The 11,752-nt window shown below is 70.5% G+C and carries 9 protein-coding genes; 2 read left to right on the top strand and 7 right to left on the bottom strand.

Annotated elements, in window-relative coordinates:
- Positions 1-301: 301 nt before the first annotated feature.
- From ABT070_RS19985 to aspS, 4 genes are all read right to left on the bottom strand, one after another.
- Positions 302-835 (bottom strand): hypothetical protein, encoded by a 534-nt coding sequence (locus tag ABT070_RS19985; RefSeq protein ID WP_351762188.1) that lies wholly within the window; start codon positions 833-835, stop codon positions 302-304.
- Positions 836-878: 43 nt separating this feature from the next.
- The gene (locus tag ABT070_RS19980; RefSeq protein ID WP_351762185.1) at positions 879-2,264 is read right to left on the bottom strand and encodes an MFS transporter; all 1,386 of its coding nucleotides are present in this window, start codon (positions 2,262-2,264) and stop codon (positions 879-881) included.
- A 177-nt stretch (positions 2,265-2,441) separates the two neighbouring features.
- Positions 2,442-3,431 carry an intradiol ring-cleavage dioxygenase gene (locus ABT070_RS19975; protein ID WP_351762183.1) on the bottom strand — a complete coding sequence of 330 codons (990 nt, stop codon included), beginning with the start codon at positions 3,429-3,431 and terminating at the stop codon, positions 2,442-2,444.
- Between the two features lie 158 nt (positions 3,432-3,589).
- Positions 3,590-5,353: an aspartate--tRNA ligase gene (aspS, locus tag ABT070_RS19970; RefSeq protein WP_351762181.1), complete on the bottom strand. Its 1,764-nt coding sequence runs from the start codon at positions 5,351-5,353 to the stop codon at positions 3,590-3,592.
- Between the two features lie 145 nt (positions 5,354-5,498).
- Between aspS and ABT070_RS19965 the strand changes: the two genes are divergently transcribed.
- The gene (locus tag ABT070_RS19965; protein ID WP_351762178.1) at positions 5,499-7,649 is read left to right on the top strand and encodes an ATP-binding SpoIIE family protein phosphatase; all 2,151 of its coding nucleotides are present in this window, start codon (positions 5,499-5,501) and stop codon (positions 7,647-7,649) included.
- On the opposite strand, the gene ABT070_RS19960 is transcribed toward ABT070_RS19965, so the two are convergent.
- Complete coding sequence (locus ABT070_RS19960; protein ID WP_351762176.1) at positions 7,613-8,665, bottom strand: AI-2E family transporter; 1,053 nt, start codon at positions 8,663-8,665, stop codon at positions 7,613-7,615. The genes ABT070_RS19965 and ABT070_RS19960 overlap by 37 nt on opposite strands.
- 171 nt (positions 8,666-8,836) lie before the next feature.
- Here ABT070_RS19960 and ABT070_RS19955 point away from each other — a divergent pair, with 171 nt between their 5' ends.
- The gene (locus ABT070_RS19955; RefSeq protein ID WP_351762173.1) at positions 8,837-9,742 is read left to right on the top strand and encodes a BRO-N domain-containing protein; all 906 of its coding nucleotides are present in this window, start codon (positions 8,837-8,839) and stop codon (positions 9,740-9,742) included.
- Between the two features lie 116 nt (positions 9,743-9,858).
- On the opposite strand, the gene ABT070_RS19950 is transcribed toward ABT070_RS19955, so the two are convergent.
- Positions 9,859-10,830 carry a pirin family protein gene (locus tag ABT070_RS19950; protein ID WP_351762171.1) on the bottom strand — a complete coding sequence of 324 codons (972 nt, stop codon included), beginning with the start codon at positions 10,828-10,830 and terminating at the stop codon, positions 9,859-9,861.
- A 309-nt stretch (positions 10,831-11,139) separates the two neighbouring features.
- Entirely contained in the window at positions 11,140-11,622 is a 483-nt protein-coding gene (locus ABT070_RS19945; RefSeq protein WP_028806966.1) for an SseB family protein, read from the bottom strand.
- Between the last annotated feature and the right edge of the window lie 130 nt (positions 11,623-11,752).

Raw genomic sequence — 11,752 nt, 5'->3', positions numbered from 1 at the left:
ATTCTGGGGGGGTCCGTGGCCCGCGCCCCCCCCGCCCCCCCCACCCCCCCCACGGCTCGTCCCGCTCCGGGGCGGCGCACTCCGACACCGCGTCGGGGTACGCCGCCCCCCGGCCGTTCGCACGGCGCCACCGGGGGAGGACGCCAAGGGAGGGAGCGGGGAGAGAAGGAGAGAGGGAGCGGGCGATGAGGGCGGGCGGCGGTCAGGGAACGGGCGGTGACGGCGGGCGGCGGACAGGGAGCGGACGGTGAGAGAGGGGGCGGTGAGGGAGAGCTCCCGGACAGGCTCAGCGCGCGGGGCCCTAGCGAGACGTGACCGCGCAGGCCCCGCCGGCCGCCGGGACGCGGGCGCCACGGGGGAGAGCGGGCAGGCCGTCGGCCGAGGCCGGTCGCCCCAGTGCCGCACGGGCCGTCCGTAGATGCTCCAGCCCCTCCTTCGCCACCCGCGTGACCTCCTCGTACTCCCCCGCCGTACGGGCCCCGGCGAGCCGGTCGCGCGCCGCGCGATGGGACTCCGCCGCGCTGGTCAGCGCCCGGCCCGCCGTCTCGTCCGCACCCGCCCAGGACCGCGCGTCCGGCGGGACGAGGCCGCCGCCCAGCCGGATCAGCCAGTGGTTCGCCTCCACCTCCGCATCCAGGTCGGACAGTCCGGAGGGACCCGGTGGGCCGGACCGGCCGAACCGACCGGGGCGACCAGCCCGACCGGGGTGACCGGGGCGACGGGGAAGACCGGCCGGGCGTCGGGTGCGAGCCGCGCGGCGCTGGGCCACCACCCCCGCCACCGCGCCGACGATCAGCAGCACCGACAGAGTGATCATGAATCCCGTGGATCCCATGGCTGGCTTCCTCCCTCGCCCGTCGGCCCGTGCCGGCGTACCGCTATGAGACGACGCGCCGCTGTGCTGCCCCCTCGGGGTTCCTGTGCGCCTCCGGTGAGGTCTCCACGAGCGGATCGGAGATCGCGCGGGCTCCGCGGATGAACCTCGCCGCGACCACCGCCAGCAGCGAGGCAGCCGACAGCGTGTACAGGCCGCCGTTCGTGCTGCCGGTCGTGTCCTTGAGGTAGCCGAAGAGCGTGGGGGAGAAGAAGCCCCCCAGGTTTCCGAGGGAGTTGACCAGCGCGAGGCCCGGCGCCGCGATCCTCAGGTCGAGCCCCGACTGCGCCATCGGCCAGAACAGCGTGGCCGCGCACTTCGAGCCGACCCCGGCCAGCGTGATCGCCGCGAGGCCGAACCACGGGGAGCCCAGGGTGGCCAGATAGGTGCCCGTCGCCGACACCACCAGGGTGATCGCCAGATACGGGCGGCGGTCAGGGGCACGGTCGGTGAAGTGGCTCATCGAGTACATGGCGATCATGGAGCAGACCGCCGGGATCGCGGACAGCAGCCCGACCTGGAAGGACGACAGTCCGCCGATGTCCTCGATCAGGCTCGGCAGCCAGAAGGTGATCGCGTATCCGGTGAGCGTCATCGCGAAGAACGCGCCGGTCAGCAGCGCGACCTGCGGGTGGAGGAGCAGCTTGAACCGTGACGTGTGCGGAGCGCGGCTGCGGGCCTCCCGGTCCTCGGCCACCGCCGCGCCGAGCGCGTCCTTCTCCTCCCGCGTGAGCCAGCGCGCGTCCTCGATCCGGGAGACGAGGAAGAACCCGGCGACGATCCCGACCACGACCGAGAACACGCCCTCCAGGCCGAACATCCACCGCCAGCCGGCGACCCCGCCCGCGCCGTGCAGTTCGAGCAGCGCCCCGGTGACCGGGCCGGTCACGATGCCCGCGGCCGCCGAACCGCCGAGGAAGATCGCCGTCGCCCGGCCCCGGCTCGCGTCGGGCAGCCACTGGGTGATGTAGAGCATCGCGCCGGGGAAGAAGCCGGCCTCCGCGACGCCGAGCAGGAAGCGCAGCGAGTAGAAGGTCGTCACGTCGTGGATGAAGCACATCGCCACGATCACCAGACCCCAGGTGATCATGATGCGGGTCAGCCAGACCCGGGCGCCGAAGCGCTCCAGGAGCATGTTGCTGGGCACCTCGAACAGCGCGTACCCGATGAAGAACAGGCCCGCCCCGAGGCCGTAGGCGGTGGCGCTGATCCCGACGTCGGCCTGGAGCTCGTCCTGGACGAAGCCCACGTTCGTCCGGTCGAGATTGTTGACCAGAAGCATCAGGACCAGGATCGGCATCATCCGGCGAAGGAACTTGCCCACCGCCCGGGTCTCGGCCTCGTTGCCGGCCCCGGCTCCGTTCGCTGCCCCGCTCTCGGGTTCTGACATCGTTGTCTCCCCATCGTGCTGTTCACATACCTGAACTGCTGTTATGTATGTGGGAACGATATGGAGGCAACCACTCCGGGTCAATGGGTTGTTCATACGCCCACGTATGTGAACGACTCATGAAGAGAGCCACGCCCCCCGATGCGCAGGTCGGGGGGCGTGGCCCGGGCGGAACCGTCAGTTGTCGGCGACGGAAGGTGAAGCCGACGCGGCAGCGGAATCAGCGGCTGAGGCCGACGCGCTCGGCCGCGGCGGCGAGCCCTGGCCGTCCTCCGTCGCCTCCGGGTCCACGCCGACCGTGATCGACCCGTGGACGCCCCTCGCGATGTCCCGCTTGTCGTAGCGCAGCTTCAGCAGACCGCCCTGGGTGCCGCTCTGGTCGTAGATCGTGTCCTCGGTGAGGGTCGTGCGCTCCGCGGCGTTGCTCACGTAGGGCTCCACCACCGCGGAGGCGAGCACGGACTCCTCGTCGAAGAAGAACTGGCCGGTGTGGCAGGTGTGCCCGCCCTCGTAACCGGCGTCCGTCCACGCGCCGTCCACATGCACCTTGACGTGGATGTGGACGCACCGCCCCCGGTACCAGCCCGGGAAGACCGTCCGGAAGGTCACCTGACCGTGCCGGTCCGTCCGCCAGGTGCCGCGCAGGTAGCGGCTGTCGTCCGTGGGCTCCTGGTGGCCGCCTCCCGGGGGCGCCCCGGTGGGCGCTCCCGTCGGGGGTTCGCCGGTGGGCGCACCCGTCGGGGGTTCGCCGGTCGGGGCGGGACCGCCGCCACCCCCGTTGCCCTGGTTCTCGTAGCCCGAGTACACCCCCGCCGCGTCGCAGTGCCAGATGTCGACGGCCGCGTTCCGGATCGGCCTGCACGTCTCCGAGTCGATCACCTTCAGGCCGAGGAGGAGCGGGATGCCCTCCCGGTCCTCCGTGACGTCCCGCCGGATCTTGTCGGCGTCGATGTAGTAGGGGCCCTCGACCGTCTCCGTGGTCAGGCGGTAGCAGACCTCGCCGTCGGCGCCGGCGCCGGTCCGAGCCGGTCTGCCGCGTCCGTCGGCGGCGCTCGCCGCGAAGGCGGTGCCGCCCAGGCCCGCCGCCGCGACGCCGCCCGCGGCCACGGCCACGACCTTCCGACGTGATAAGTCCTGTTCGCTGTGTGGTTTCTGAGATCCCGTCATGAGGCCGGGACGCTAGGGACCGAACCTGTCAGCAGCATGAGGAAGAGCTGTCAGTTCCCGGGGAAAGCGAAAGTGGCCCGGAACCGACGTCGGTTCCGGGCCACTTTCGTTCGTACCGCCTGCTTCCGCCGACTCCCGTCGGCTCCCGCCGCTTGCCGCTACTTCGGCTGGGGCTTGCGCACCGACAGGTGCAGCTCCCTCAGCCGGACCTCTTCCAGCTCCGTCGGCGCGCCCATCATCAGGTCCTGGGCGTTGCCGTTGAGCGGGAAGGCGATGGTCTCGCGGATGTTCGGCTCATCGGCCAGCAGCATCACGATGCGGTCGACACCCGGCGCGATGCCGCCGTGCGGCGGGGCGCCGAAGCGGAACGCGCGCAGCATGCCGGCGAACTTGTCCTCGACCGTCTCCCGGTCGTAGCCCGCGATCTCGAACGCCTTGAGCATGATCTCCGGCTCGTGGTTCCGGATCGCGCCGGAGGAGAGCTCGACGCCGTTGCAGACGATGTCGTACTGCCAGCCCAGGATGTCCAGCGGGTCCTGGGTCTCCAGGGCCTCCAGACCGCCCTGCGGCATCGAGAACGGGTTGTGCGAGAAGTCGATCTTGCCGGTCTCCTCGTCCTTCTCGTACATCGGGAAGTCGACGATCCAGCAGAAGCGGAAGACGTTCTCCTCGAAGTGCCCGGCACGCTTGGCGGCCTCGACCCGCACCGCACCCATGATCTTCGAGACCTCGTCGAACTCGCCCGCGCCGAAGAACACCGCGTGGCCGGCGGCCAGCGACAGGCGCTTGGTCAGCTCGGCGACGTTGTCCTCGGTCAGGAACTTGGCGATCGGGCCGGTCAGCGAGCCGTCCTCGGCCACGCGGACCCAGGCCAGGCCCTTCGCGCCCAGCGTCACCGCGAAGTCGCCGAGCTGATCGAAGAACTTGCGGGGCTGCGCGGAGACGTCCGGCACCGGCAGCGCGCGGACGTGCTTGCCCGCGAAGGCCTTGAACTCCGAGCCCTCGAAGATGTCGGTGATGTCGGTGAGTTCCAGCTGAGCCCGCAGGTCCGGCTTGTCGGAGCCGTACTTCAGCATCGACTCGCGGAACGGGATGCGCGGGAAGGGGGAGGTGACATGACGGCCGCCGCCGAACTCCTCGAACAGCTCGGTCATGAGCTTCTCGATCGGCTGGAAGACGTCCTCCTGCTCGACGAAGCTCATCTCGACGTCGAGCTGGTAGAACTCGCCCGGCGAACGGTCCGCGCGCGCGTCCTCGTCGCGGAAACAGGGCGCGATCTGGAAGTAGCGGTCGAAGCCCGAGATCATCAGCAGCTGCTTGAACTGCTGCGGGGCCTGCGGCAGGGCGTAGAACCGGCCCGCGTGCAGACGGGACGGGACGACGAAGTCGCGGGCGCCCTCGGGGGAGGTCGCGGACAGGATCGGCGTCGCCATCTCGTTGAAGCCCAGCGCCGTCATCTTGTGCCGCATCGCCGAGATGACCGACGTGCGCAGCATGATGTTGCGGTGCATGCGCTCACGGCGCAGGTCCAGGAAGCGGTACTCCAGGCGCCGCTCCTCGTTGACCCCGTCCTCGGCGTTGATCGTGAAGGGGAGCGGCTGGGCCGCGCCGAGCAGCTCGACCTCGCCGACCTCGACCTCGATCTCGCCGGTCGGCAGATCCGCGTTGACGTTCTCGGCGCCACGCGAGACGGCCTTGCCGTCGATGCGGACCGTCGACTCCTTGGTCAGCTTGTCGAGGGCCTCGTACGCGGGCGTACCCGGACGGGCGACGAGCTGCGTGATGCCGTAGTGGTCACGCAGATCGATGAAGAGGATGCCGCCCAGGTCGCGCCGATTGTGCAGCCAGCCGCTCAGCCGGACGTCGGTGCCGACGTCAGAGGCGCGGAGCTCGCCGCAGGTGTGGGACCTGTACCGATGCATCGTCGTTCATCCAGTCTTCGCGGATCGAGGGGCGTGTTTCACGTGAAACAACCCCCAGGGTACCGGCCAGTCACTGATCACCTCCCCTCTATACCGGTGCGGCGATCAGTGGCACTTCTCGACGGCATCTTCCTAAAGTGGGGCAATGCGCACTGGCGAGCCGTTGCCCGCCGTGGGGGAGGTCCTGGCTTCCCTCGCGACCGGCCTGTGGCACTGGGACACCGCCACCGGGCTGGTCACGGTCGACGCCGAGGCAGCCCGGCTGCTCGGGCTGCCCCGCAAGGAGGCCGTCCTCACCGAGGCCCAGACCCGGGCCCGCCTCCACCCCGTCGACTGGAACGAGATCACCGGAGTGGTCCAGCTCGCCGTCGCCGAGGGCACCCTCGCCGAGGTGCGCATCCGGATCATGGACAACCGGGGCCGGGTCGTCCGGGTGGTGCGCAGCCGCTCCAAGCCGTCCTTCGACCCGGTGAGGAAGGCGTACGAGCTGATCGGCACCCTCCAGGAGGTGACCGAGCCGACGCCGGGCACCCCCGCGGGACGGACCGCCGTCACCGGCGACTGGCGGCGCTCGCGCGAGGCGTTCCTGCTGGACGCCGGCCGCGCGCTGGCGGAGGCACGGTCCACCGAGGAGGTGCTGAGGGTCGCGGGTGCCCTGTCCATGCCGGGCTTCTCACCGGACGGACTCGCCGTCTTCGGCGTGGAGGGCGAGCGGCTGACGATCATCGGCCACCACGGACACCAGTCCGGCGACGAGGACCCCTTCAGCCATATGTCCATCCATACGGACTATCCGGCCGCCGAGGTCGTGCGCACCGGACGGGCCGTGTATCTGTCGTCCCCCGAGCGGTACAAGGAGCGCTACCCGCTCACCTGGCCGATGGCCGCGCACTTCAACCGTCACTCCTGGGCGTTCCTGCCGCTGACGGTGGCCGGCCGCACGATGGGCGCCTGGATGGCCGCCTTCGCGTACCCGGTGGCGTTCACCCCGGACGAGCGGTCCGTGCTGACGACGGTCGCCCGCATGCTCGCCCAGGCCCTCACCCGCGCCGGCGCGGCGGAGACCCAGCGCGAGCTGACCGACGGTCTCCAGCGCTCCATGCTCCCCACCCTCGGCCCCGAGATACCGGGCATGACCCTCGCCGCCCGCTACATACCGACCGGCGGCGGCCTCCAGGTCGGCGGCGACTGGTACGACATGATCCCGCTGCCCAGGGGACGCTTCGCCCTGGTCATCGGCGACGTCCAGGGCCACGACGTCCGCGCCGCGGGACTCATGGGCCAGCTGCGCATAGCGGTACGGGCGTACGCCGCCGAGGGCCACCGCCCCGACGCCGTCCTCTCCCGCGCCTCCGGCTTCTTCCACGGCCTCACCGACACGGACGGCGGAGCCGGGGCCGATCCGCGTTTCGCCACCTGCCTGTACCTGGAGGTCGACCCGGTGACCGGAGTCCTGGAGACCGCCAGGGCAGGGCATCTGGACCCCGCGATCCGGATGTCCGACGGCACCGTGCTGGTCCGCGCCACCGCCGGGGGCCTGCCCCTGGGCATCGACCCGGACGCCGACTACCCCACCACCCGGCTCGCCCTGGAACCCGGCGAGGCGCTGATGCTGTGCACCGACGGCCTGCTGGAGACCGGCGGCCACGACCTCGACACCGGCTGGCGACGCGTCCGCAAGATCCTCGAGGCACACGAGGGCGATCTGGAGGAGCTGGCCGAGGCCCTGGTCCAGGCGGTGCACGGCCCCTCCTCCCACCACACCATCGGCCCCCTCGCGGACCGCCGCGAGGACGACATAGCCGTACTGCTGCTGTGCCGCCAGGGCGAGGGCGGCTGCGGCCCGGGCACCGCTCCCGTGCCGGTCCGGCAGCTCGTGCGCCGCTCGATGATGACGGTCGCGCAGGCCGAGCCCGAACGGATCGCCGTGGCCCGGCAGCAACTGCGCGAGCTGCTGCACGACTGGACCTGCGCGGACCAGATCGACTCGGCGGTCCTGCTCGTCTCCGAGACGCTGACGAACGTCCTCGTCCACACCGACGCGGACGCGCTGCTCGTCGCCGAGGTCACCGGCGCCCCCGGCGAACGCCGACTCCGCATCGAGGTCACCGACGCCGGCGACGACCTCCCCCACAAGCGACGTCCCGGCGAACTGGCCTCCTCGGGGCGTGGCCTGGTCCTCATCGAACTGCTCGCGGACACCTGGGGGGTGGCACCGCGGGGGGAGGGCAAGAGCATCTGGTTCGAGCTCCACGAGCCCTACGAGTTCGGCGAACCCTCGGCGGGCGCCCCGTAACGCGTCCGCAGTTCGTGCAGCACCCCGAAGGCGGCGGCCGTCAAGGGGACGGCGAGCAGCATGCCCAGGATCCCGGCCACGGAGGCCCCGGCCGTGATGGCCACCATCACCACCGCCGGATGCATCTGCACGGTCCGGCTCTGGATCATCGGCTGAAGCACATGCCCCTCCAGCACCTGCACCGCCAGCACCACCCCGAGCGCCCACAGCGCGATGACGAACCCCCGGTCGGCGAGCGCCACCAGCACGGCGACGGCCCCGGAGAGGAACGCGCCGAGATAGGGGATGTACGCCCCGACGAAGACGAGGGCGCCCAGTCCGACCGCCCCCGGCACATCGAGGACGAGCAGTCCGACGGTGATGCACACGGCGTCGATGAAGGCGATGAAGGTCGTCCCGCGCATGAACCCCTCCACGGCCCGGAAGGCCCGCCGGGCCATGGCCTCCAGGGTGTCGCCGGTACCGCGCGGAGCGGCGGAGCGCAGGGCTCCCATCGCCCGGTGCGAGTCCCGCAGGAAGAAGAAGACGAGCAGCAGCGCGAGCACGGCCATGGCGATGCTCTCGCCGACGACGCTCACCCCGCTGATCACGTTGGAGGCGGCCGTTCCCCCGAACTTGGTGAGCAACTCCTTCGCATTGGACGCGAGGTCGTCGAGCGAGGTGCCGGCCGCCCCGAAGTGCTCGGCGACACCCCGCGCCGCCGATCTGAGCGCGGCGACGATCTGATCCCCGCTGTCGATCAGCGCGGCGACGACGATGTACACCGCCCCGCCGACCACGGCGACGACGGCGACACACGTCAGCGCCGCCGCTACCGACCGGGGCACCCCCACCTCCACCAGCCTCCGGTACAGCGGCCTGAGCAGCGCGGTCCCGAGCAGCGCGAGCAGCACCGGCGTGACGGCGGTACGCAGCTCCGAGCAGAGCCGGATCCCGACGTATCCGACGCCGGACGCGAGCAGGACGACGGCGCACCAGGCGGCCAGGCGACGGACGGGCAGCGGGAGCAGGTGCACGGGTTCAGCGGATCACGGAGGCGCCGGGTTGTCCTGACCGGACGGCCGCCCGGGTGAAGGGACATGACCCGGCCTCAGAATCGAACGCCCGCTCCTAAGGGGTGAACATCCTTGCCGACGCGGCCCATTGCTGTGGCATATGCCTATTTTTCGAGGCGGAGGTGATGCTCGATGTACGAGCAGAACAACACACCGCCGCCGGACCGCTCGGCGGCACAGCAGGACGCGATCGAGATCAGTGACTTCGTCTACGCGGCGACCGGCGCACGGGTGCGCAGGCTCACCGCTCCGGACGGGACGCACTGGTTCCCGGCGGTCGACGTGTGCAAGAACCTGGGCTACGCGCACGTCGGTTCCACTCTGCGCAACATTGCCGACGCGGCCAACTTCGACAGTGTCGAGAGTGTGCTCCTGAAGCACACTTGCAGCATTCCCGCAGGTCGGGAGTGGCGCCGAGACATGAAACTGGTCAACCTTCAGGGCTTGATCCTCATGGTCAACGCCTGCACCAAGCCGGAGTCACAGCCCTTCAAAACCTGGGTCGCCGGTGTGATCGCCACCATCCAGCGGGACGGCTCCTACACCCTGGAACCCGCCCCCGTGCAACCCGCCCCCGCCGGCGGCACCGCGTACGTCATGCCCGAGCAGGTCGTCGACGCCATCGTGCGCCTCGAGGAACGCAACCTGGAGACGGACGAGAGGCTGGCCGCCTTCGCCGGCGAGCAGAACGATCTGCTGCGGCAGATCAACCACAGCCTTCAGGACATCGCCGCGGCCCTCAACCGCACCGACGACCGCTCCCGGCTCGTCTCCGAGACGGAGTTGACGCCCCAGCAGCTGCTCGCCGTCTGGAAGACGAAGAACCTCGTCGTCACGGATGACGTGCACGCGGTCGCCGCCCTCCTCGCCCCGGCGCTGGTGCGAGGCGAGGCCCGCTACCGCGTGGCGGAGATCGCGACTCGTACAGGGCTGTCGCACGACCGTGTCCACGACTGCCTGCGGATGCTGCTCAAGCGCGGGTGTGTACGGCAGACCGGATGCGCCCCGGACGGAGCGCCGCTCTACGTGCTGCCGTAGCGAGGTGACATACGTACTGCCGTAGCGAGGTGACACAGGACAGGGCCCGAAGTCGCAAACCAGAGTTGCGGCTTCGGGCCCTGTCACACCGTAGCGGCTTTCGGCGGGCCGGAAGGCTAGATGCCCTCCGCCGTCATCCCGTGCACCGCCGGAATCGTGCCCAGCCGGCCCTTCTGGAAGTCGTCGAAGGCCTGCTGGAGCTCGTCCTTGGTGTTCATCACGAACGGGCCGTAGTGGGCCATCGGCTCACGGATCGGCCGGCCGCCCAGCAGCACGACCTCCAGGTCAGGCGTGTTCGAGTCCTGCTTCTCGTCCGCGCGGACCGTCAGCGAGGAACCCGCGCCGAAGACCGCCGTCTGCCCCAGGTGGATCGGCCGACGCTCGGCGCCGACCGAACCGCGGCCCGCCATGACGTACGCGAGACCGTTGAAGTCCTCACGCCACGGAAGAGTGAGTTCCGCGCCCGGCGCGAGGGTCGCGTGGACCATCGTGATGGGGGTGTGGGTGATGCCGGGCCCGGCGTGGCCGTCCAGCTCGCCCGCGATGACGCGCAGCAGCGCGCCGCCGTCCGGGCTGGTCAGGAGCTGTACGTGGCCGCCCCGGATGTCCTGGTACCGGGGCGCCATCATCTTGTCCTTGGCCGGCAGGTTCACCCACAGCTGGAGGCCGTGGAAGAGACCGCCGGACATGACCAGCGACTCCGGCGGCGCCTCGATGTGGAGGAGGCCGGAGCCGGCCGTCATCCACTGGGTGTCGCCGTTGGTGATGGTGCCGCCGCCGCCCTGGCTGTCCTGGTGGTCGAAGATCCCGTCGATGATGTAGGTGACGGTCTCGAAGCCGCGGTGCGGGTGCCAGGGGGTGCCCTTCGGCTCGCCCGGCGCGTATTCCACCTCGCCCATCTGGTCCATCATGATGAACGGGTCGAGGTGGCGGTAGTTGATCCCGGCGAACGCACGGCGCACCGGGAAGCCCTCACCCTCGAAACCGCCGGGCGCGGTCGTGACGGTGAGCACGGGACGTGCGACCGCGTCGGCCGATGCGGTGACGCGCGGCAGGGTCAGCGGGTTCTCGACGGTCACTGCGGGCATGTCCGTACCTCCTTGGGCGACGTACGTCCCAGTTTAGTTGAGCGTTGAACTTTCTGCCACCCATAACGAAGGAAGCCCTGAGGACATTCCCGGGAAGAGGCGGCCACGCAGGGGCGGTGGCGCGGGGGAACCCTATGGCATCGCTGTGAAGGGAAAGGGTGATCCCCGGACGCCCGAGGGCCGGCCGGGGATCAGAAGGAGGAGGAGCGGAGGAGCGGAGGAGCGGAGGAAGGGGTGAGGAAGAAGAGGAGAGACAGAAAGGGAGGCGCAGGGGGAGGCGCAGGGAGGGGCCCGGGGGAGGGAGACCCCTCAGCCGTACATGCGCCGCATCGCGAACTCGACCATCTGCTCGACCGCCTTCGCGTCGAACACCATCCGGTGCTCGCCCTCCATGTCGAGGACGAAGCCGTACCCGGTGGGCAGCAGGTCGATCATCTCGGAGCCGGTGATCACGAAGTACTTGGACTCCTTGCCCGCGTACCGGCGCAGCTCCTTGAGCGAGGTGAACATCGGGATCACCGGCTGCTGGGTGTTGTGCAGGGCGAGGAAACCGGGGTTGTCCCCGCGCGGGCAGTAGACCTTGGAGGTCGCGAAGACCTGCTGGAAGTCCTCCGCGGCCAGCTGCCCGGTGGTGAAGGCCCGCACCGCGTCCGCGAGGGACGGCGGGGACGGCTCCGGGTAGAGCGGCGGCTGCTGACCGTACCCGCCGTGGCCGCCGGGCATCTGCTGCTGCGGCGGGGCGTACTGCTGCTGCGCAGCACCGCCGTCCATGGGCTGGCCGTATCCGTACATGGGCGCAAGCGTACCGAGCGCGCCCGGCGGGCGGGGCGGTACGGGGGCTGCTTCCGAGGCGTACGGGACGCGTTACGCGTCACAGATGGCCGGTTCGGGGTTGCGACTTATTACCGACGGGTAGCATCAT

This window comes from Streptomyces sp. NPDC002884, from assembly GCF_040295245.1.
Lineage (GTDB): Bacteria > Actinomycetota > Actinomycetes > Streptomycetales > Streptomycetaceae > Streptomyces.
The sequence above is the reverse complement of the archived record's forward strand: the minus strand, read 5'-3'. Positions and strand labels throughout refer to the sequence as shown.